The following is a 22155-nucleotide window of genomic DNA, read 5'->3' as shown; positions in this document are numbered from 1 at the left end:
ATAGAGAGAATGCTTTTTTTAGCGAAGGGGCTGGGAATATGTCAGAACAAAGCAACCGTATATTAATTGTAGATGATGAAGAACGCATTCGCCGGCTTCTGCGGATGTACCTGGAAAAAGAAGGATATGAAATTGATGAAGCTGAGGATGGCGAAATTGCACTCCATAAAGCCACTGCAAACGATTACAGCATTATTCTGCTCGATGTGATGTTACCGGGCATGGATGGAATTGAAGTTTGCACACGTCTGCGTCAAACCAAAGCTACACCTGTGATCATGCTGACTGCCAAAGGCGAGGAAGTGAACCGCGTACAGGGCTTTGAGGTCGGGGCAGATGACTATGTGGTCAAGCCCTTTAGCCCGCGAGAGGTTATTTATCGGGTAAAGGCAATTTTGCGCCGTTCGTCAGAAACTGCCTTTTTGACCAAGGAGACGGTGCCAAGCAACAGCATTGTTTTTCCGAATCTTATTATTGAGCATGATGCGCATCGCGTAAGCGCAGGTGGGATTGAAATCAGTCTCACTCCTAAAGAGTATGAGCTGCTGCACTATTTGGCTGTATCGCCGGACAAGGTATTTTCGCGCGAAGAACTGTTAAAAGATGTGTGGAATTATGAATTTTTTGGTGATCTGCGCACGGTGGATACACACGTCAAACGGCTTCGTGAAAAGCTGAACAAAGTATCACCGGAGGCAGCGGCTATGATTACAACGGTTTGGGGTGTCGGCTACAAGCTGGAGGTACCAAAATAACGTGAGCTTCTGGAAATCGCTGGTAGGAAAGCTGTGGATCACCATCATTTGTCTGGTAGGCTGTGTGCTTATTTTTCTGGGTCTTTTTTTGTTGCCGTACATCAACAGGAATTTCGCGGCGCATGAATCGACGGAAATAAAGCACTTGTTCATCTATGCATGCATTGTCGGCTTTTTACTGACGACTTTTTTTGCTTTGTTTCTTTTTACTAAAATCACGCAGCCTATGCAGCTGTTGATTCAGGCGGCGAATGCGATCCGTGAGGGAAGGTATGATACGCGGCTTACGCTGGTAACGAGTGACGAGATTGGCGAACTGGCGAAAACATTTAATCATATGTCTACCGAGCTGGAAGCAACGATCCGCAGTCTGAATGAGGAGAAGAATCATCTGTCCAGCGTGTTGAGAAGTATGTCTGATGCTGTAATGACCTTTGACAGAAGCGGACAAGTCATTTTGACGAATCCGCCTGCGCAAAGTTTGTTGGATAGCTGGAAAAAACTGGAGTGGCAAGAGCATGATCAGGAGGAATTCGGAGTGTCTGTACCTGGTCCATTGCTGCCGTTGTTCCACACTGTTATGGATAGAGGAGATGACGGTGGGGACTATATTCATGTAAAACAGGGTTCCTGGTCGGTACAGATGGCGCCGTTGTACACGGATAATGTAATTCGTGGCGCTGTCGCTGTTCTCAGAGACATCACGGAGGAAGTCAAGCTGGAGAAGATGCGGAGTGACTTTGTCGCTAATGTGTCCCATGAAATCCGTACACCGCTTTCCATGATGCAGGGCTATAGCGAGGCCTTGCTTGATGGAATGGCTGGCTCACCAGAAGAATCCGAGGAATTGGTACGGGTCATTCATGATGAATCGTTGCGTATGGGAAGATTGGTCAAGGATCTGCTTGATCTAGCCAGAATGGAGGCAGGTCATACAGACATGCACCGTCAGGAAGTGGATGTGAATGAATTGATCGAGCGTGTTCACCGTAAATTTACGGTGCGCTCTAAGGAACAGGGGCTGACGCTCGATTATCATGAGCAAGGTCAGCATCTACTGCTGCCTGAAGCAGATGAAGACCGATTGGAGCAGGTGCTGACCAACTTGTTAGATAATGCGTTCAGGCATACGCCCGGCGGAAATAGTGTTACCATTAGTGCCGATCGGATTCTGGGAGAACGGCATGAGCTGATCCGCATTCGGATTAAGGATGAGGGTGTGGGTATTGCCAGTGAGGACCTGCCTTATATTTTTGACCGCTTTTACAAGGCAGACAAGGCTAGAGTAAGAGCCGTGGACAAAGGAACCGGTCTGGGGCTTGCTATTGTTAAAAATATTGTGGAGGCTCACGGAGGATCTGTCTCCGCTGCCAGCGTATTGGGGGAAGGAACGGAGTTCACTATTTTGCTGCCGATCTCAAAAAAACAAAGTCGGGCTTTGTAACAGGCTTGTAAGCCAACAGTAGAATGTACCCCGGTTCGCAGGCATCCTCGGAAGAGGGTGCTTTTTGTTGAAAAATCAACATTTATCTTGTTCAACGTGGAACATTCAGCTTCCAGAACAGGTACATCTAATGCTGGTTACGGATATATAACAAAAGACGCCCGGTTAGCCGGGCGCCTCTCTTATAAAAGCAAAGCATGTTCATATGTTCTGCTGCTGATCATTAATCGAGTACCACTTCTTGAGCGGTATTCAGTTCCGGCAAGCCAACCAATTGGACCAGCACGTCTTTAGGAACGGCTTTATCAACGGTCAGAATCATGATGGCTTCACCACCGACAATTTTACGTCCTACCTGCATGGAGGCGATATTCACGCCGTTCTCCCCAAGCAGAGTGCCGACACGGCCGATAATGCCGGGTTTGTCATTGTGGGAGATGAGCAGGAAATGCGCTTCTGGTGCCACGTCTACCGGGAACTGGTTCAACCGGACGATACGTTCGCCATAACCTGCGAGCAGGGTACCTGCTACACGTTGCTCCTCTCCGCTTTGAGTTTTGAGCGTGACGGTGATCAGGTTGGTAAAGCCCTTGGTAGCCGGAGCCTGAGAGACGACAAGATGGATGTCACGTGTTTTGGCAAGGTGGACAGAGTTCACAATGTTAACATCGCTGCCCAGATGGCGACTAAGCACACCTTTCAAGATATAACGTGTCAGCGGCTGTGTATCTACAGAAGACAGATCACCTGCGTAATCCACCTGGATTTCACGTACAGCCTGATTCGTCACTTGAGCGGCAAAGCTGCCTAGCTTCTCGCCAAGCGAGAAATAAGGCTGCAATTGCGTCATCACGTTAGATGGTACCGGAGGCATATTGACGGCATTTTTGAACGGCTCATCACGCAAAATGTGCAGCACCTGCTCGGATACGTCGATTGCTACATTCTCCTGGGCTTCTACCGTGGATGCACCCAGATGCGGAGTAACGATAATTTTCGGATGGCTCAGGAAAGGGTGATCCTGGGCTGGCGGCTCCGATTCGAATACGTCAAAGGCTGCGCCGGCAACGATGCCTTCATCAATGGCTTCAACGAGAGCCAATTCATCGATAACTCCGCCGCGGGCACAGTTGATGATACGCATCCCTTTTTTCATCACTTCAAACTGAGGACGGGCAATCATATGCTTCGTTTCCGGTGTTAACGGGGTGTGTACCGTCATGAAATCCGCGTTGCGGATAATTTCGTCCACACTTGCCAGCTTGATGCCCAGCTTCTCAGCGCGTTCTTCCGTCAGAAACGGATCATAGCCGAGAATGCTCATGCCGAAGGCTTTGGCACGTTTGGCCACCTCGCTGCCGATGCGTCCCATACCGAGTACGCCAAGCGTTTTGTTACGCAGCTCAACTCCGAGAAATGTTTTACGATCCCATGTACCGCCGATGGTTTTGGCATACGCCTGTGGAATATGACGTGCCAGAGCCATCATCATGGCAAAAGTATGCTCACATGTCGTAATCGTGTTGCCGTCAGGGGCGTTAATGACGATGATTCCTCGTTGTGTTGCCGCTTCTAGATCGATATTGTCCACTCCAACACCGGCGCGTCCGACAACCTTGAGGTTCTTACCTGCTGTCATGATGCGTTCTGTTACCTTGGTTTGGCTACGAACGAGCAGTGCATCATAGTCACCAATAATTTGAACCAACTCGTCTTCGCTGAGACCTGTGTTCTTGTCCACTGTGACATCGTCTGCATCCATCAGTTGCTGGATGCCCAGGTCACTGATCGGATCGGATACTAACACTTTAAACATTTGGTTTCCTCCTCAAAGTTAACTTCTTTTATGGACAGGATGTACTTCAACTGAAATACATTCCATAAAGAACGTAGATAAACTTGAATTGCTTCTGAAAAGCAGAAGATCGCGGACAGCACTAACGTGATAACGCATTGACGCAGAAAAGGAATAAAATAGCATTAGGCACCAAGTTGACGGTTAAAAAGGTCGTATGCAGAACCGCTTTGCGGTTTGCAGGCATCAAAAAAACTCCCGAATCACATACTATCTCCATAGTAAGGGACGAGAGTTTATCGTGGTACCACCCTAATTCGCAGCCGTTTCGCAACGGACTGCCTTCAGCGGTCATAAATATGACCGAAAGGATAACGGTTTTCTGCCGATTGCATCTAATGCCGGGAAATTACCCCAAGGCTTCGGTGCAATAACTCAGGAGCGCTGAAAGTAATTACTCCGTCACCGGCTTTCACCCAAGCACCGGCTCTCTGAAAACGAAATCAATACTTTTTCTCCATCAATGTTGTTGTCGATAATAATTTTTTCATAATGTATCATGGCTTACATGGACATGTCAATAGGACATGTGATGTGCGTAGACACCGGGTTAGATAAATAGCGATAGAATGCAGAATAATAAGTTTTAAGACTTCTTGAATCCGTTCGACTTTTTGGCTATGATGCTTAAGAAGACTATGCAGAGGACTAACTAACTATGAAAAAGCTTAAAATGAAATGGAAAAGAGCGCAAATTCATGAATTGAATGACCGCTTGCTGCTTTACAATTTGTATCTAACCCAGGGACTGACCCTGTTGGTCGGCGCAATCTGGATTATTTTTCAGAAAAGAAATGTGCTGGAGCTGTTTGCCTGGCCGAGCAGTTTGCATGTTTTGTGGTGGGGTTTGGGACTGGCTGCGGCTATGCTGCTGGTGGATCTGCTCCTGTCTCGGATTATGCCCGAGGATGCTATGGATGACGGGGGCATTAACCAGATGCTGTTTCAAAACCGCCCCATCTGGCATATTGTATGTATAGCAGCCATCGTTTCGATCTGTGAGGAACTATTGTTCAGAGGAGCGATTCAGTACAGCTTTGGGCCTTACTGGACAAGTATCTTGTTTGCGGTCATCCACATCCGTTATTTGCGGCATTGGATTCCAACAGGCTGGGTTTTTCTGAGTAGTTACGGTTTGGGCTACATATACGTGCAGACTGGTAGCCTGTGGGCGCCGATTATTTGTCATTTTGTGATTGACCTCATATCCGGTTTGGCGCTACGTTTTCGGAGGTATGAAGCATGAATCAGGAACTTAGCAGAGTGCAGACTTACGGCACCCGCCGAAATGGACGCAAAGGCAAGGAAGATAACAGTCCAAAACCGGTTCGCTCCCGTGCTTCACGGCCCGCACCGGAATTGGCTCACGTTGCTGCTGCACCGGAAGTTGCTGTGACGATGGAAGATGATGCTCCTGTCAGTGAGTACCGGACACGGGCAGAAATGTTTCCGTCCCGCCGTATCCGGGTGAGCAAGTGGTTTTTAAATTTTTTGAGCACACTTTTTGTGCTGATTACAGCAGCATTGCTGTGGTGGGGCATCAAAGGGGCACCGCCCATTAGTAAAATGCTTTGGTAATTACAAACCTGTGTGATCGCTTGTGTGTAGAGTTATTTATAGGATCAAGCATTGCGAATGGTATACTAAAAGAGCCTCTTTACCCGCTTATAAGACTTGCGGGTAAAGAGGCTCTTTTGCCATTATTTAGGAACGGTATATAGAAGTATAAGGGCTGTTAACTGACAGGCACCTCAATACTTTGTGGATCGACAAATTGGTAACCCTTTTGCTCCAGACGGGTCAACAGGTTATCCAATGCTTCTACGGTCCATGGCAGCTCATGCATTAAAATATTACTGCCTGGATGCAATTGCTCCGTCACATTTTTGAGAATTGAATCGGTTTTATTCGGCTGGCTCTTTTTCATTGTCCAATCGAGCGAACCAACGGACCATGTCATATATAACAGCCCGTTTTCCTTGGCGACCTTGCGGCCGACATCCCCACCTGCACCATGAGGAGGGCGGAAGAACAGCGGCGTTTGACCCGTTGTGTCCTTAACAATTTTTTGCACCGATTCAATTTGCTTCTCCACTTCGGCCTCGGATTTGTTCTTTAGTACGATGTGATCCCAGCTATGGTTGCCAATGGGCTGCCCACGGTCATGTATGAGCTTGAGCAGCTCAGGGTGCTCCTTTACGCGGTAACCGTTTACGAAGAAAATGGCTTTAGCCTTGTGCTTGTCCAGTATGTCAATGATTTTGTTGATCATGACCGCTTCCTTGGGTCCGTCGTCAAAGGTCAGCAAAACAACCTTTTTCTCCGCTCCTTGCTGGTTAGGGACCACGTTGTAAGCCTTGTCCAAATGATACGTTTTGTTAGCATTAGCCGTTGAATTTATAGCCTCGTTGCTGTCGGCCACGGTGTTGCCAGTTTGCGGTGTTATTTGGACTGCTGAGTTGTTAACATGATTACTGCCTGCATGCTCACTGCTGTTGGTTGGGGAAGAAGCTGTGCCCTGTCCTTTGTCTGTGTTGTCACTGGTTTCAGACGTTGCCGGGGTCTGGTTATTGCTTGTGGCTGCCGATTCCGGCTTGGCCGCAGTACAAGCACTTAGCAGCAGACATGCGGTCAACAAGGCGGCTGCTGTTTTTGTACCCATTAATTCATCTCACCTTCCTGTATTTATACCGTATGAGTTTGTCTCTGCTGACGAACACTATGCTTGATTCTACCACAAAGGGAGGTTCTAAATGTGAAAACATCTTCATTTTTCCTGGGAATCGTTTTGGGTGCAGTGGCGAGCACTATGATCTCCCGTAACCGCAGTATGTTAGGCTTATCTATGAACATGGATGGAAAAAAGGGCGGTAATCTGGTTCAAAAAGCCCGTACCAAAATGATGGATGCGGCGTTCCCCGGGATGGGTGATATTACGCTTAACAAGCAAGACACCCATAAGGATCACGATCACCGTTCCACAACAGATAAAACAGCTCATAGCGCCCATACAGCCCAAACAAAAGAAGAAAATATGAAGCTGATTAAAGATTTTATCAGCACCAGTCCCGATGTTAAGCGTGAGGTCGAGCAAATCCTGAAAGAAACTCATACAGCCGTACCGGGTTTGTAACCCGGAACCTCTATCCCGAATCATTTTGCGGCTTTTTTGTAAAAGCCGTTCAAATGATTCTTTTTTTTATCATTTTTATTGCGTGCATTTACGATTATAAAATGATAACATGATTACATAGAACCATTTTCTTCACAAGCACCATAAATGCATCATAATCTGTTAATAACACTCGGCTGCCAGGAGGAGGGTCCAGTATGAAAATAGAAAGATTAAGCCAAGACAAGATACGGATTTTCCTTACCTTTGACGATTTGAGCGAACGCGGTATTCAAAAAGACGATATGTGGCAAGAGATTCCAAGAGTCCATGAGCTGTTCACCGAAATGATGGATCAGGCATATAGTGAGCTGGGCTTCGACGCCACGGGACCGTTAGCTGTCGAAGTATTTGCGCTTCCTGCTCAGGGCATGGTAGTTATCGTCACTCGGGGGAAATACGACCACCAGCAATATGGCTCGGGTCCCGATGATGATCTTCCGGAGGAAGTATATGAAATGGAAGTTACGCTGGAGCACAGCGATTCCATCGTCTACGCGTTTAGCGATTTCGAAGTACTCATAGAAGCGGCTCACATGCTCCGTAGTAACACCACGGATGCAGGCAAGCTGTATCATTATAGAGGAAAATGGATTCTGCATTTGGAACCTGAAGAAGTGGAAGAGCCCAAGCTTGCGGCCTTGATCGCGGTTCTTGCTGAATTTGGGGAAGGCTCATCCGTAACACCGGCAATGCTGGAGGAGTATGGCAAGCTGGTCATTCCTGAACAGGCGATTGATGTCATCTGCACTCATTTTGACAGCCGCTCTTAATGAGACAAAGGAAAAGTAATATCGAAGTGACTTTGTCGGCTCTGCGCTGAATGCAGGGCCGACTCATTTTTACGGAGGGATGATCGGTGCTTCTGTTTTCTGTTTTAGCGGCAGCAACTGCGCCGGGTCTCGCCTTATTAATGTATTTTTACTTGAAGGACAGATATGAATCCGAGCCGCTGCACATGGTTATCAAAGTGTTTTTGCTCGGTTTTTTGGTGGTACTGCCTGTCATGATTTTTCAACGCGGGTTGCTGCTTTGGCTGGGGGATAATACGTTATTTCAGGTGTTCGGCATTTCGGCCGGAGTGGAAGAGTTTTTTAAATGGTTTTTGCTGTACCACTTTATATATAGTCACACCGAGTTCGATGAACCTTATGACGGTATTTTGTATGCCACCGCAATCTCCCTTGGATTTGCAACCGTTGAAAATCTGTTGTACGCATGGGCAGGCCACGCTTCTGTTAGTATGATGCTGATGAGATCATTGCTTCCGGTCTCCGGTCATGCGATGTTTGGAGTCATGATGGGCTATTACATGGGGAAGGCCAGGTTTTCAGAGGACTGGAAAAGCAAATATATGTTGCTTCTGTCACTGGTACTTCCGTGGTTCTGGCATGGCATATATGACCTGATTCTGACGACAATTTCACATGACTGGATCTGGTTTATCATCCCTCTGATGGCATTCCTCTGGTATGGAGGGATGGCAAAAATCAATAGGGCCAACAACCGATCTCCATTTCGACTGTTCAAACGGGAAGAAAAGGTTAATATGTAACAAATTAGGGCACACTAATCTGACAAACCTGTCAGAGAAAGAGGTGTCTTTTTTTGCGTATTAAAGTGAGGATATATTGTAAAAGGTGTGGTGAACGTTTCGTACTGAGAGGACGGATGGAGCAAGGGAGTGTTCAGACCGGATTTAAGCGCTGTATCTGCGATAACTGTGAGTTTATTATCGAACTTATGGAAAACCATGCATAAGAGAGCATTCTTCTTGTCACACTATCGGTAGTGTACTTGAAGAAAGGAGACTCCCAATATGTATAGACGACTTAGTGCCGTAATGTTTCCGATTGTTACCCTGATTCTGATAGGAGCATTTGTGTGGGGTTATCGGGAAAGCCAGATGAGAAAAGAGGTATCTCTTCAGGCAAAAAGCATGTCGATTAAAGCGGAAAATCAATATCAGCGTGCGTTTCATGATTTGTCGTTTCGTATGGACCAGCTGCACTCCCAACTTGGTAACGCGGTTGCTGTCCATAATACTTCACACGCGATGCATCGCAAATGTTTGATGAACGTGTGGAGGATTACAAGTGAGGCCCAAAATGATGTTAATCAGTTGCCTCTCAATGTAATGCCGTTTAATCATGCGAAGGATTTGCTGTCGCATGTATCTGCATTTTCGTACCAGACTGCCGTACGTGATCTGGACCACGAGCCTTTGAATGAGAAAGAAATATCAAATCTAAAAGCGTTATATAACAATTCCAAAGAAATTTCGAAAAATATGCACGAAGTTCGTCAAAAAGTTATTAGCAAAAACTTGCGCTGGACGGATGTAGACATGGCGCCAGGCTCACAAACGGGTCCAAAGGATAACACCATTATTGATGGCTTCCAAACTGTGGACAAAAAGGTGGAGAGCTACAAGGAGCTGGATTGGGGACCATCCGTGGCTAGCATCTATGATAAGCGCTCTGTGAAGAAGCTGAGTCTTCCTGCTGTGAGCGCGGAGCAAATTAAGCGGAATGCGGCAGAATTTACAGGGAAACCGGAAAGCCAAATCCGTGTCCATGAAAATGGTAAAGGAACGGAATGGGCATCCTATACAGCTACTTTGTATAACAAACAGAAGCCTGTAGCCACCATGGATTATACCAAAAAAGGCGGCAAGCTTATTTCTTACCATGATATGAGAACGGTTGGCCCGAAAAAATCAACTCGCAATGAGGCGATCCGCTATGCGAGTGAATACCTCCAACGTAAGGGATATCCGGGGATGAAGCCTGTTTCTTATGATGAAAATGGAAATTTAGCCAGCATCACATTCGCCACCCAAAAAGGGGATGTGATCATATATCCAGAAAAAATCACAGTTAGATCGGGCCTCGATAACGGGCAAGTGATCGGTTTTCAGTCGAGTGACTACGTGTACGAGCACAGCCATCTCCGCCGTATTCCGAAGGCTAAGCTGGATGTGAAGGCAGCACGTGCAAAGCTGAACCCTGAGTTTCGTGAAACGTATCACCGGAAAGCACTGATTGAAAATGAACTGTCCAAAGAGGTACTGTGTTATGAATTTGGCGGGAAAATCAACGGCTCCATTTACCGGATCTACATTAACGCTGATACGGGGATGGAAGAAACGATTGAGCAAGTTAAAGACTCGGACGAACCGACTTCTGGAAGTCATGTTTAAGTGTAAATAGGGTAAATACGTAAAAATGAACCATTAGTCACGCTAGACCTCCTTCAATAAGGAGGTTTTTTGTGCTTTTGACATGGTTATAGCAAATATAATGCTTAAAATAGGCATAAAGTCGTGGTATTATATACCTTATTAAAGCTTTTAAATAGATAAGGATGGTGGGCGGTTTGTTTCCTAAAATTAATGATGTGCTATACATACAAGTGGCTGGTACCGATCATGCGGACGAACATTTTGAATTTAAGTCGCGTATTGCGGAAGAGGAGTCCCAGAACTTTCTAATAGAAATACCCATGTCTCAAACGAGCGGGCAACTGAAAAAACTGTTTTTAGGAGAAGAACTGTCGATATTTTTTATGAGCGAGGGTGGAATAAAAAACTACTTCAATACCCACGTTACCGGCTTTAAAGAGGATGTGCTTCGGATGGTCCGCATTCACAAGCCTATCCCAGACAGCATCAGCAAAATTCAGCGTCGAAATTTTCTAAGGGTTCAGGCCAACCTGGAAATTGCCGTAAAGTATGGATCAAACGAATCAAGGTTTGTAGCTGAGACACATGATGTGGGAGGTGGAGGGGTTTCTTTTCAGACTCAAGGATCACATCACCTGGAAGAAGGTGAATCATTGTCCTGCTGGATTCTGATCCCTTATAAAAATGGAACTCAGGAGCATGTCCCGTTCCAATCCGAAATTGTACGTATTCAGCAAATGGAAAACGGTCGCAGTCTGATCATGCTAAAATATGAGAAAATTGCTGATCAGGAGCGTCAAAAGCTTATCAAATATTGCTTTGAGCGTCAGTTGGAATTCCGGGGGAGATAGCCATCATCTCGGTTTATTCTTTTATTGTTAACCTGCCGTTCATTTTGCATCAACTCTGAATGTGTGGTATAATTTTCACGTCGCAGGCAATGCCTGCTTTTTTCTTGAGGTTAGGTTAGGAGGAATTACCCGTTGGCAAGGCAACATGTATCTTCAAGTAATAAAATAAATGTAGCCATTGATGGACCTGCTGGTGCAGGGAAAAGTACGGTGGCCCGCTTGGTAGCGAAAGCACTTTCTTATGTTTATGTAGATACCGGAGCGATGTACCGGGCAGCAACGTGGTATATGATTCGCAAGGAAATTCCGGCGGAAAATGTACAAAAAGTGCTTCAACATGTGCCCGAGCTGGTGATTGAATTAGTACCGGACCCTACAGGCCAAAAGGTTTATTGTAACGGGGAAGATGTAACGACAGTGATTCGTTCGATGGAAGTGACAGGCAAGGTGTCACAGTATTCGAGTATTGCGGGGTTACGTTCGCGTTTGACTGAAAACCAGCGTGAAATGGCAGCTCGTAAAGGTGTCGTTATGGATGGTCGTGATATTGGAACCACTGTGCTTCCTGATGCGGAAGTCAAGGTGTTTATGACCGCAAGTGTTCAGGAACGTGCCTCTCGCCGGTTTAAAGAACTAAGCGGAACTGATGATATTACTCTGGAGCAGCTCGAACGTGACATTGCGGCACGTGACAAGCTTGATGAGGAGAGGGAGGTATCCCCGCTTCGTTGCAGTGACGACGCTATCATGTTGGATACAACCCATATGGGCATTCAGGATGTCGTCGGTACCATTGTATCTTACTGCAACACGGCGAAGGATGGAGAGATCAGCCAATGATATATGCTGTATGCGTCCGTATTTTGCGTCTCATATACCGCTTTCTGTTCAGACTTGAGGCAGTAGGCAGGGAAAATGTTCCTGCTGTGGGCGGAGTACTGTTGTGTTCTAACCATATTAGTAATCTGGACCCTCCGACAGTTGGCATTTTGCTGGATCGAAAGGTTCACTTTATGGCGAAAGCCGAGCTATTTAATACGCCTGTACTTGGTCCGTTAATTGACAAGCTGGGAGCTTTTCCAGTCAAACGCGGTGGTGTGAGCAAGGAATCCATTAAGCTGGCCTTGACCATTTTGCGTGAAGGTAAGGTTATGGGGATCTTTCCCGAAGGTTCCAGGGGAGCCGGGGGAATCGGTAAAAAGGGTGCTGCCAGCTTTGCGCTGCGTAGTGGAGCGGCTGCCGTTCCGGTCGCCATTGTTGGTGATTACAAGCTTTTCCGTAAAACGAAAGTGATATACGGTAAACCTGTTAATTTGGATGCTTACCAAAAAGGCGCCGTTATCGAAGGAGATCCGCTTGAACTGGCAACAGAAGAGATTATGACTCGTATTCGTACAATGCGAGAAACCGGCGAGCCTACGATTAATTGAAAGGCCTGCATGAATTGTGTCTAATCTCGGAAAACTAGAACAGAAGTTTAACAGTGTTTTGAACTCTGCCATGCGCAGGTTTAAATAAATGGTTTTTTTGAATTGAGGAGGGTATTGACATGTCGGAAGAAATTAAAAATCAAGAAGCTGCTGAAGCGGCAAACCAAGACGAGCTCGATCAAATCGTCTCCCTGAAAAAAGGTGACACCGTTAAAGGTACAATCGTGAAATTGGAAGATAACCAAGCGGTAGTGAGCATTGGATATAAATACGATGGAATTATTCCAATTCGCGAGTTGTCTTCTGGTTTGGACAACGCAGAAGAAGCAGTACAAGTAGGTCAAGAGGTTGAAGCTAGAATTATCAGCATCGACGACGGCAAAGAAAAACTTGTTCTGTCCAAACGTGCAATCGACAGCGAAAATGCTTGGGAAAAGCTGGAGCAGCTGTTTGAAAGCAAAGAAGTATTTGAAGTGGTTGTTAATGATGTCGTTAAAGGCGGCATCGTTGTAGACGTGGGTCTGCGCGGATTTATCCCTGCATCCATGGTAGAACGCCATTTCGTTGAAGATTTCAGCGATTACAAAGGCCGCACATTGCGTGTTGTCGTGAAAGAGCTGGATCATGAAAACAACAAAGTAATCCTTTCTCAAAAAGACGTTCTGGAAGCAGAATTCGAAGCCAACAAGCTTAAAGTAATGGCTGAGCTGAAAGAAGGACAAGAAATCGTGGGTACGGTTCAACGTCTCACTCAATTCGGTGCTTTCGTTGACGTAGGCGGCGTGGATGGTTTGGTTCATGTATCTGAAATTGCCTGGACTCATGTTGACAAGCCTTCCGATGCGGTTTCTGAAGGCGAACAAGTAAAAGTGAAAGTCCTGAAAGTGGACCCTGAAAAAGGAAAAATCAGCTTGAGCATGAAAGCTGCACAGCCTGGACCTTGGGAATCTGCTGCTGGACAATTTAACAACGGTGACGTTGTAACAGGCGTTGTTAAACGTCTGGTTAACTTCGGTGCATTCGTTGAAATCGCTCCTGGCGTGGAAGGTTTGGTTCATATCTCCCAAATTTCCCACAAACACATCGGAACTCCACAAGAAGTTTTGGAAGAAGGACAAGAAGTAAAGGTTAAAATTCTTGAAATGAGTCCTACTGAAAAACGTGTTAGCCTGAGCATTAAAGAAACTGAGGAAGCTCCAGAAGCTGCTCCAAGAGCAGAAAGAGCGCCACGTGCATCCCGCGCACCTCGTGAGGAACTGAACAATCCGAACGTTTCTTTGAATAATTCCGGTCTGAGCATTACGCTTGGCGAACGTTTTGGCGATAAACTGAACAAATTTAAATGAGTTTGAATCAATACACTTTATAAGCATAACGTACACCATCGGCGGACCCAGAGGGTTCGCCGATTGTTGTTACGTGACAATATCGCTAACAGGCATGTTTTTTGCTATGATGATAGCGGAAGAATTGACAGGAGGAGTGAATTTATGGCAAGACCCGTTGTGGCTATTGTCGGTCGTCCGAATGTGGGTAAATCCACTATTTTTAATCGGATTATCGGGGATCGTTTATCCATAGTGGAAGATAAGCCTGGAATCACCCGTGACCGGATTTACGGTATATCGGAGTGGAACGGTAAATCCTTCAGTATTATTGATACTGGCGGCATTGAGATAGATGGAGAAGATGAAATCTTGAAATCCATCCGAATGCAAGCCGAACTAGCTATAGAAGAAGCAGATGTTATTGTATTCATGAGTGATGCGAAGGCTGGGATTACGCAATCTGATGAAGAGGTAGCCCAAATGCTGTATCGTTCAGGCAAGCCTGTTATTGTGGCTGTAAACAAGGTGGACAATCTGGAACGTGCGGATCTGATTTATGAGTTTTATTCCTATGGATTCGGCGACCCTATTGCCATTTCCGGTAGCCACGGTATAGGTCTTGGTGACCTATTGGATGCGATTACGTCCAATTTGCCTGAGCTGGAAGAGGACATTTATGATGAAGATGTGATCCGTGTTGCCTTGATCGGCCGCCCGAACGTAGGTAAATCCTCGCTCGTTAACGCCATTCTGGGAGAGGAACGGGTTATTGTTAGTGACATTGCAGGTACAACGCGTGATGCAATTGATACGCCTTTTGAAAAAGACGGTCAGAAGTATGTACTGATTGATACGGCGGGTATGCGTAAACGTGGTAAAGTATATGAGACGACAGAAAAATATAGTGTGATGCGTGCAATGCGTGCTATTGAGCGTGCAGATGTCGTACTGGTCGTTATTAACGGCGAGGAAGGTATTATTGAGCAGGATAAGCACATTGCTGGATACGCATATGAAGCGGGTAAAGCCTCGCTGTTTGTTGTGAACAAATGGGATGTCGTGGATAAGGACGATAAAACGATGCGCCAGTTTGAAACTAAAATTCGCGATCACTTTCTGTTCATGACCTATGCTCCGATTGTGTTCTTGTCTGCTAAAACAAAGCAGCGCTTGCAAAAGCTGCTCCCTGTTGTTCAGCATGTGGCGCAGCAGCATGTCTTGCGTATTCAGACGCATTTGCTGAACGATGTTATTTCCGATGCGGTTGCGATTAATCCTCCGCCAACTGACAAAGGACGCCGTATGCGTATTAACTACGTAACTCAGGTTGCTGTTAAGCCGCCTACGATGGTTGTATTTGTAAATGATCCGGAAATGATGCACTTCTCTTACGAGCGTTATCTGGAGAACAAAATTCGCGCCGCCTTCAACTTTGAGGGAACTCCAATTCGTATCTTTACACGGCGCAAGTCTGACGAAGGTTAGGAGCGAATAGGTTGATTTTACAGATCGTTGCCATCGTACTCAGTTACTTGCTTGGCTCTGTCAGCTTCAGTCTGCTGTATGGAAAATTAAAAGGAATCGACATTCGCCAGCATGGAAGCGGCAATGCCGGCGCGACGAATACGCTGCGTGTGCTTGGTAAAGGCCCTGCCATACTGGTACTGCTGCTGGACGTACTTAAAGGGATTATTGCGGTGCTGATTGGGCACTGGCTTGGCGGAAATTCACTCTGGTTACCGGGTTTGTGTGGCATTGCGGCCATTGCAGGCCATAACTGGCCGGTATATTTTCACTTTCGCGGTGGAAAAGGTATTGCTACCGCCATTGGTGTATTGGTCTCGATTGCCTTACTTCCGGCATTGTATGCTGGAATTATTGCGATTCTCGCAATCGTAATTACGCGCTATGTATCCCTTGGATCGCTGATTTTTGTCATTTTGACCCCTTGGATATTGCTGGTACTTGGTTATGAATGGCAGTTCTTCTGGACGGCTCTGGTTATTTGTGTGTTTGCTGTGTGGAGACATCGTACCAACATTGCCAAACTGGTACGGGGGAAAGAAAACAAGCTTGGCTCCAAAGGAGGAGATCGTCTTGTCTGAGAAAATAGCTGTGCTGGTCGCGGGCAGTTGGGGAACGGCTCTGGCTTCCGTCCTTGCGGCCAATAACAACAATGTCTCTGTCTGGACGAGAAACGAACAGCAAGCTGCTGAAATCAATAAGAAGCATACGAATGAACGCTATTTACCTGGCTCCATCCTGTCTGAACGGATTATGGCTACAACCGATATGGAAGTTGCGGTGTCCGGTTCTAAAGCAGTCGTAATCGTAGCTCCTTCCGCTGCTGCGCGTCAGGTGGCGCGTAGTTTGAAAGCATTCTTTAGCAAGGATATGCTGATTGTCCATGCCATTAAAGGCTTTGAAACGGAAACACTCAAACGTATGTCCACGGTGATTTCAGAAGAGCTGGAAGTTGCGGAGGGTGATATTGCCGTGCTGTCCGGTCCGAGCCATGCGGAAGAAGTGGTGCGAAAATGTCCTACGACGGTTGTCGTAGCCTCGTCTAATGAGAAGGCAGCACAGGCTGCACAGGAGCTGTTTATGAACTCCTATTTCCGTGTGTATACGAACCGGGATTTGTTAGGTGTGGAGTTGTCGGGAGCATTGAAGAACATTATCGCTCTGGGTGCGGGTATGTCGGACGGATTAGGCTTCGGGGATAATGCAAAAGCGGCTTTGCTAACCCGTGGGTTGGCAGAGATTACTCGTGCCGGAGTAGAAATGGGAGCCAATCCGTTGACCTTTGCCGGGCTTGCAGGCATTGGCGATCTGGTCGTTACCGCAACGAGCCGTCACAGCCGTAATTGGCGTGCAGGCTCAATGCTTGGGCAGGGGCAAAAGCTTGATGATGTGCTAGAATCCATGGGTATGGTGGTAGAAGGCATTCGGACGACAAAAGCAGCCTATGCGATCTCGCAAAAGCTGGGTGTTCAGATGCCTATTACGGAAGTGCTGTACGGGGTACTATTTGAAGGACGTGACGTCCGCAAGGCCGTCGAGGCGCTCATGGGGCGCGACCCGAAAACCGAAATGGAAGTCATGCCTCTGCAAACATGGGAACAATGGCATTCATAAAGGTTTAGCTACACATAAAAACATACAAAAGGCTGTCTCGCAAGTAGATTTTATCTACAGGTTGAGACAGCCTTTTTCAGTTAGGCGTATGGCATGTCTTTTGTAAGCTTAATCACCTTTGGCTTTCACCGTTCATACACTGAGTTGAGCAATGGCGGAGGAGGGGAGAATGTGAGTAGAAACTTTCCGAAAGATGCGTTGAAGGCCATTAACAAAAAAGGCGGAAAAAACATATCTGAAAATGCGGTGAAAAAGCTGGCAAGCACCGTTAAAGCGGACACGCTTCAAAGTGAAGCACAGTTGCGTCAGTTGATAAAGCAGGTATCTGCGATGGCCAACATTCCGGTGTCGGAAGATACAGTAAGGGATATTGTCGGTGCCGTCAAAAAGAGCGGAATGAGTCCTTCCAATATGGAATCGTTGATGAAAATGATGATGAAAAAATAAAAATTCCGGCCGTTTACCGGCTGGTTCTATTCTCCGTGAACCGGACAGGTTCACGGTTTTTTTATATATTCCAGCAGATTTTCATCTGCTCTCTTATGCATAAAATGTCGAACTACCAACCATAACATGTTATAATGGTGCCCAACTGGAAACGGGATGATGGATGGAAAGGGAGGAAACCATGTGATGGAGGCTATACCTTCGGTGCGATTGAACAAGCTGCCTCAGGAGCTAACGGCTGCGCTGAGCAGCTTGGCGGACGGCTGGGCATCTAATGCTGTTCCGTGGATGCTGGGAGGAAGCTGTTCGTTGCTTGTGCAGGAGGTTGAGCTGGAACGACTGCCCCGAGATATTGATATTTATGCAGATATTCACGCGGCGAAGCAGCTTCATGCGAATGCACCGGGTATAATGATCGACCAACAGCAGGTGGATCGTAGTGGTTCGTACGTTTCATTACTGAGCCACTATGAGCTGGAGGGATTTCCAGTTGAGCTTGTGGGTGGTTTCGAGGTGCTGTGCGATGGAGCTTTATATCGTTTGGAGGTCGAGCGGCTGCTATGGGTGGCTGGAATCCGGCTTGACCTGGGGCGTTCTTCACTGCGTCTGATGCCACTCAGTCATGAGTTGCTATTTAATCTATTACGAAATCGACCTGACCGATATGAGGCGATAGCAGACGCCATGAAGCGTGATCCGCAGCGACATATCGCGGTACTGAATCAACTGCTGATCAGCAACATTTGGACAGATGACCAACTGGCTAAGCTGCAAGAGCTTTTGCCTTGGCCCGGGTTGCATTCCAGAAGCTGAATGAGGCTGTAATTGGCAGGTTCGTAGTCGCTAAAAGAATGGAGGGCCGTTCATGGATGTGCATATTACGTTTAAGCCGTCAGGCAGGCGCGTACAGGTCGGTCAAGGCACGACATTGCTCCAGGCTGCACGTAAAGCGAACGTGTATATTCCAACCCGTTGTGATGGAAAAGCGGCCTGTCTCATGTGCAAGGTGCATATTTCACAGGAATGGGCTGTACACGCAGGCCAGCCAAGTGATGCAGAGCGCCGCAAGCTGGGACCTCTGCTGGATGAAGGCATCCGCTTGTCATGTCAGGCTCGCGCCCAGAGTAATGTTGAGGTGATGATACCTGAGGATAAGCTTAAGGCGGCTGTGCGGCGACAGCTTGAGCGTCAGGCACAGGAAGACGAACTGTGGTAAAACTTAAGCTCAAATGAATAAGAAACAAAGGATGTTATCCGACGACTATGAAACTTATACCCCTAAAGTGAACGCTCAAAAAAGTGTTCTTAATATGGGGGCGAGTTGGCTTAGAAAGTCAGAGAGACATCCTTTTTTTATTATAAATCTAGCATCGAAGTCATGGGGGAACCCCACCACGCATATATTAGGTGAGTGGACCCAAACGTAAAATATCGTTTTGCAGTGATCTCTGTGACGTACTCTATTTTTTTAAAAAACTGAACATATTTTACGGAGGGGATACATATGATGGTATCAGTCCAAATGCATGTACGAGTTTACGCCGTTTCGCCGATTCCATCAGTCTCCTGAACCTCGGCGGCGGACGACTTCCGGGCATTTTAAAGGCTGTTCTGCCGCATCTGGGATCAAGCAGTTGGTTGAACACGAAGCGGATGCTCATTAAGCATTTTTCCTTCGGAGACTTTTGAGGAGGGGATTTCATTGGAGAAAGTGGACATTTTTAAAGACATTGCCGAACGCACCGGAGGAGATATTTATCTTGGGGTCGTCGGCGCAGTCCGAACAGGTAAATCAACTTTTATCAAGCGGTTTATGGAGACGATTGTTCTGCCGAACATTACAAGTGAGGCGGACCGTGCCCGCGCCGTAGATGAGCTGCCACAAAGTGCGGCTGGGAAAACGATCATGACGACGGAGCCTAAATTCGTACCGAATAATGCTGTCCAGATCAAAGTAACGGAAGGACTGGATGTGAATGTCCGTCTGGTCGACTGTGTAGGATACGCAGTAGAGGGTGCGAAGGGCTACGAGGATGAAAATGGTCCACGGATGATCTCCACGCCATGGTTTGAAGAACCGATTCCGTTTCAGGAAGCGGCGGAGATTGGCACGCGCAAGGTCATTCAGGAGCATTCGACGCTCGGTGTTGTCGTCACGACAGACGGCACGATTGCGGAAATTCCGCGTAGCTCTTATGTAGAGTCGGAGGAGCGAGTCATTGAGGAGTTGAAAGAGGTAGGCAAGCCGTTTGTGCTGGTCATCAATTCCACGCATCCGCGCAGCGATGAAACACTTCAACTTCGCAGTGAGTTGGCAGCCAAGTATGATATTCCTGTCATGACACTCAGTGCAGCAACGATGACAGAAGATGATGTTACAGGCGTGCTTCGTGAAGTATTATATGAATTCCCAGTGCATGAGGTGAATGTGAACCTGCCGAGCTGGGTTATGGTACTGAATGAAGATCACTGGCTGCGCAGCAATTATGAGAATTCCGTCCGCGATACGGTAAAAGACATTCGACGCCTGCGTGATGTAGACCGAGTGGTCGGCCAGTTTATGGAGTATGAATTCATTGACAGGGCCGGTCTAAGCGGGATGAATATGGGGCAGGGTGTGGCGGAGATTGATCTGTTCGCACCGGATGAGCTGTACGATCAGATTTTGGTCGAGGTGGTCGGGGTAGAGATTCGTGGCAAGGATCATCTGCTGCAAATGATGCAGGATTTTGCCCATGCCAAACGGGAATATGACCGCTTCGCCGAGGCATTGGAAATGGTCAAGACGACCGGATACGGTATTGCTGCTCCGTCGCTGGCTGAGATGGCGCTGGATGAACCGCAGCTAATTCGTCAGGGCACGAGATTTGGTGTGCGGCTCAAGGCCACAGCGCCTTCCATTCACATGATTCGTGTCGATGTGGAATCGGAATTTGCTCCGATTATCGGAACAGAGAAGCAAAGCGAGGAGCTTGTGCGCTATCTGATGCAGGATTTTGAAAATGACCCGATCAAAATTTGGGAATCGGACATTTTCGGACGCTCGTTGCATTCCATTGTGCGTGAAGGCATTCAGGGCAAGATCGCCATGATGCCAGACAATGCACGCTACAAGCTTCAGGAAACGCTGGGCCGCATTATTAACGAAGGCTCAGGCGGTCTGATTGCCATCATTCTTTAAGTGAAAGTAAATGAAAATCGTGTAAGAAAAATAACGCAGAGAGCTATCCGCTCTTTGTGTTATTTTTTTAATGTGGACTTGTCGCAATTTGTCATAAAAGCTCAGAAAATATTTTTATATTTATAAAACCTATTTACATACTTGGTTTAACGCGATATATTAAGTATCAAATTTGAATCATTTTGTTGAATGAACGAGGGGGAAACGAAACATGAATATCCAAAAAAACAAGAAGCTAGGACTAGGAGCTATGATGCTGCTGGTGCTGGTTTTGCTGGTCACTGCATGTGGTGCGCCGAAAACAGAGAGCGGCGGTCAAGGGACAAGCAGTACGGGATCGAACACGACGGATACCAAAACAGACAGCTTAAATTTAAAAGGCAAACGAGTTGCGTTAATTATGGAGTTTAACACAGGCACGTTCTCTCAGCAGTATGTTCAGGGCGTGGAAGAGGAAGTTAAGAAATTTGGAGGCACGCTGACCAAGTTTGTAGCAGACAACGACAAGGCAAAAATGGCCTCCTTGCTTGATAGCGCGATTAACCAGCAGTTTGATGTCATTTTGACAGACCATGGTGATGCGTTACTGGAAACAGGATTGAAAAAAGCGGTTTCCCGCAATATCCCGGTTATCGTCTTCGATGCTGCGGTCAACGTTCCAGGGGCTGTCGTGCTTTCACAGGATGACCAAAGCATGGCCGAGCTGACGCTGGAGCAAATGAAAAAGGATATCGGCGGCAAAGGTAACATTGTAAAAGTGTGGGTTGCTGGGTTTGCACCGATGGAGCGTCGTCAGGTTGCTTACGATAAGTTCTTAAAAGCCAATCCGGATATTAAAGAAATTGCAACTTTTGGCTCAGCTCAGAATCCGGCTTTGGACACACAAGCCAAAATGGAAGCTGTGTTGAAACAATATCCTAAGGGTCAAATTACAGCGGTCTGGGCTGCCTGGGATGAATTTGCCAAAGGTGCAGCACGCGCCATCCAACAGGCTGGACGCACGGAAATTAAAGTCTACGGCATTGATATGAGCGACGAGGATTTGCAAATGATTCAGGACCCGAAAAATTCTTGGGTGGCTTCAGCGGCTGTAGATCCGACAGATATCGGACGCGTACAAGTGCGCTATGCATACCAGAAGCTGCACGGAGATAAACCGGAGGAGCAAGTGGTACTGAAGGCGGTATACGTGCAGCGTGAAGCATTGCCAGATAAGCAAATCTCCACCTCCGAGCTGTCTCAATATGTAAAGGGATGGGGCCAAAGCGAGCAAGGCTACAAGGATTGGATGAAAGAATATGAAACGGCCAAATAAACTTTAAGATAAAGCACAAGGCGCGCTTCGGCGCGCCTTTATCATAAGCAGGCGT

22 protein-coding genes and 1 other annotated feature are annotated in these 22155 nt (G+C 47.0%); of the genes, 20 read left to right on the top strand and 2 right to left on the bottom strand.

Features of this window, described 5'->3' with window-relative positions:
• Positions 1 to 38 precede the first annotated feature (38 nt).
• Together NST83_RS14415 and NST83_RS14410 are read left to right on the top strand one after the other, a co-directional pair.
• On the top strand, positions 39 to 755 hold the full coding sequence (locus NST83_RS14415) for a response regulator transcription factor (protein ID WP_137063491.1): 717 nt from the start codon (positions 39 to 41) through the stop codon (positions 753 to 755).
• A 1-nt stretch (position 756) separates the two neighbouring features.
• Complete coding sequence (locus NST83_RS14410; RefSeq protein WP_137063490.1) at positions 757 to 2199, top strand: ATP-binding protein; 1443 nt, start codon at positions 757 to 759, stop codon at positions 2197 to 2199.
• Between the two features lie 223 nt (positions 2200 to 2422).
• Here the strand turns inward: NST83_RS14410 and serA are convergent, their stop codons facing one another.
• Entirely contained in the window at positions 2423 to 4015 is a 1593-nt protein-coding gene (serA, locus tag NST83_RS14405; RefSeq protein WP_342414704.1) for a phosphoglycerate dehydrogenase, read from the bottom strand.
• Positions 4016 to 4275: 260 nt separating this feature from the next.
• Positions 4276 to 4527 (bottom strand) — a binding site (T-box leader).
• A gap of 185 nt (positions 4528 to 4712) precedes the next feature.
• Here serA and NST83_RS14400 point away from each other — a divergent pair.
• Together NST83_RS14400 and NST83_RS14395 are read left to right on the top strand one after the other, a co-directional pair.
• Positions 4713 to 5300, top strand: coding sequence for a type II CAAX endopeptidase family protein (locus NST83_RS14400; protein WP_137063488.1), 588 nt, complete (start codon positions 4713 to 4715; stop codon positions 5298 to 5300).
• Complete coding sequence (locus tag NST83_RS14395; RefSeq protein WP_342414703.1) at positions 5297 to 5632, top strand: hypothetical protein; 336 nt, start codon at positions 5297 to 5299, stop codon at positions 5630 to 5632. Before NST83_RS14400 ends, NST83_RS14395 begins: the two co-directional genes overlap by 4 nt.
• Before the next feature lie 157 nt (positions 5633 to 5789).
• On the opposite strand, the gene NST83_RS14390 is transcribed toward NST83_RS14395, so the two are convergent.
• Positions 5790 to 6716, bottom strand: a complete 927-nt coding sequence (locus NST83_RS14390; protein WP_342414702.1) for a polysaccharide deacetylase family protein — start codon at positions 6714 to 6716, stop codon at positions 5790 to 5792.
• Between the two features lie 93 nt (positions 6717 to 6809).
• On the opposite strand from NST83_RS14390, the gene NST83_RS14385 reads away from it, so the two are divergent.
• The 16 genes from NST83_RS14385 (at position 6810) to NST83_RS14310 (ending at position 22100) form a co-directional block, all read left to right on the top strand.
• On the top strand, positions 6810 to 7187 hold the full coding sequence (locus tag NST83_RS14385) for a hypothetical protein (RefSeq protein ID WP_137063485.1): 378 nt from the start codon (positions 6810 to 6812) through the stop codon (positions 7185 to 7187).
• A gap of 197 nt (positions 7188 to 7384) precedes the next feature.
• The gene (locus NST83_RS14380) at positions 7385 to 7999 is read left to right on the top strand and encodes a genetic competence negative regulator (protein WP_137063484.1); all 615 of its coding nucleotides are present in this window, start codon (positions 7385 to 7387) and stop codon (positions 7997 to 7999) included.
• An 86-nt stretch (positions 8000 to 8085) separates the two neighbouring features.
• The gene (gene prsW / locus NST83_RS14375) at positions 8086 to 8781 is read left to right on the top strand and encodes a glutamic-type intramembrane protease PrsW (RefSeq protein ID WP_342414701.1); all 696 of its coding nucleotides are present in this window, start codon (positions 8086 to 8088) and stop codon (positions 8779 to 8781) included.
• A gap of 264 nt (positions 8782 to 9045) precedes the next feature.
• Entirely contained in the window at positions 9046 to 10428 is a 1383-nt protein-coding gene (ypeB, locus tag NST83_RS14370; RefSeq protein ID WP_342414700.1) for a germination protein YpeB, read from the top strand.
• Positions 10429 to 10604: 176 nt separating this feature from the next.
• The gene (locus tag NST83_RS14365; RefSeq protein WP_342414699.1) at positions 10605 to 11261 is read left to right on the top strand and encodes a flagellar brake domain-containing protein; all 657 of its coding nucleotides are present in this window, start codon (positions 10605 to 10607) and stop codon (positions 11259 to 11261) included.
• A 132-nt stretch (positions 11262 to 11393) separates the two neighbouring features.
• The gene (gene cmk / locus NST83_RS14360; protein WP_342414698.1) at positions 11394 to 12101 is read left to right on the top strand and encodes a (d)CMP kinase; all 708 of its coding nucleotides are present in this window, start codon (positions 11394 to 11396) and stop codon (positions 12099 to 12101) included.
• Positions 12098 to 12691 (top strand): lysophospholipid acyltransferase family protein, encoded by a 594-nt coding sequence (locus NST83_RS14355; RefSeq protein WP_137063479.1) that lies wholly within the window; start codon positions 12098 to 12100, stop codon positions 12689 to 12691. Before cmk ends, NST83_RS14355 begins: the two co-directional genes overlap by 4 nt.
• Before the next feature lie 119 nt (positions 12692 to 12810).
• A complete protein-coding gene (rpsA, locus tag NST83_RS14350; RefSeq protein ID WP_137063478.1) occupies positions 12811 to 14037 on the top strand; it encodes a 30S ribosomal protein S1 in 1227 nt (408 codons plus the stop codon).
• 144 nt (positions 14038 to 14181) lie between these two features.
• Positions 14182 to 15504, top strand: coding sequence for a ribosome biogenesis GTPase Der (der, locus tag NST83_RS14345; protein ID WP_342414697.1), 1323 nt, complete (start codon positions 14182 to 14184; stop codon positions 15502 to 15504).
• A gap of 11 nt (positions 15505 to 15515) precedes the next feature.
• A complete protein-coding gene (gene plsY / locus NST83_RS14340) occupies positions 15516 to 16124 on the top strand; it encodes a glycerol-3-phosphate 1-O-acyltransferase PlsY (protein WP_342414696.1) in 609 nt (202 codons plus the stop codon).
• Positions 16117 to 17157, top strand: coding sequence for an NAD(P)H-dependent glycerol-3-phosphate dehydrogenase (locus NST83_RS14335; protein ID WP_342414695.1), 1041 nt, complete (start codon positions 16117 to 16119; stop codon positions 17155 to 17157). Before plsY ends, NST83_RS14335 begins: the two co-directional genes overlap by 8 nt.
• Before the next feature lie 171 nt (positions 17158 to 17328).
• On the top strand, positions 17329 to 17604 hold the full coding sequence (locus tag NST83_RS14330) for a stage VI sporulation protein F (RefSeq protein WP_342414694.1): 276 nt from the start codon (positions 17329 to 17331) through the stop codon (positions 17602 to 17604).
• Positions 17605 to 17790: 186 nt separating this feature from the next.
• Entirely contained in the window at positions 17791 to 18417 is a 627-nt protein-coding gene (locus tag NST83_RS14325) for a hypothetical protein (RefSeq protein WP_342417961.1), read from the top strand.
• A 52-nt stretch (positions 18418 to 18469) separates the two neighbouring features.
• Positions 18470 to 18820, top strand: coding sequence for a 2Fe-2S iron-sulfur cluster-binding protein (locus NST83_RS14320; protein ID WP_044646787.1), 351 nt, complete (start codon positions 18470 to 18472; stop codon positions 18818 to 18820).
• 486 nt (positions 18821 to 19306) lie between these two features.
• Positions 19307 to 20785, top strand: coding sequence for a stage IV sporulation protein A (gene spoIVA, locus NST83_RS14315; protein ID WP_137063472.1), 1479 nt, complete (start codon positions 19307 to 19309; stop codon positions 20783 to 20785).
• 211 nt (positions 20786 to 20996) lie between these two features.
• The gene (locus NST83_RS14310) at positions 20997 to 22100 is read left to right on the top strand and encodes a sugar ABC transporter substrate-binding protein (protein ID WP_342414693.1); all 1104 of its coding nucleotides are present in this window, start codon (positions 20997 to 20999) and stop codon (positions 22098 to 22100) included.
• Positions 22101 to 22155: the final 55 nt, after the last annotated feature.

It is taken from the genome of Paenibacillus sp. FSL R10-2782 (genome assembly GCF_038592985.1).
Lineage (GTDB): Bacteria > Bacillota > Bacilli > Paenibacillales > Paenibacillaceae > Paenibacillus > Paenibacillus terrae_C.
Note: the sequence above shows the minus strand (reverse complement) of the source record. Positions and strands in the feature narration are given on the sequence as shown.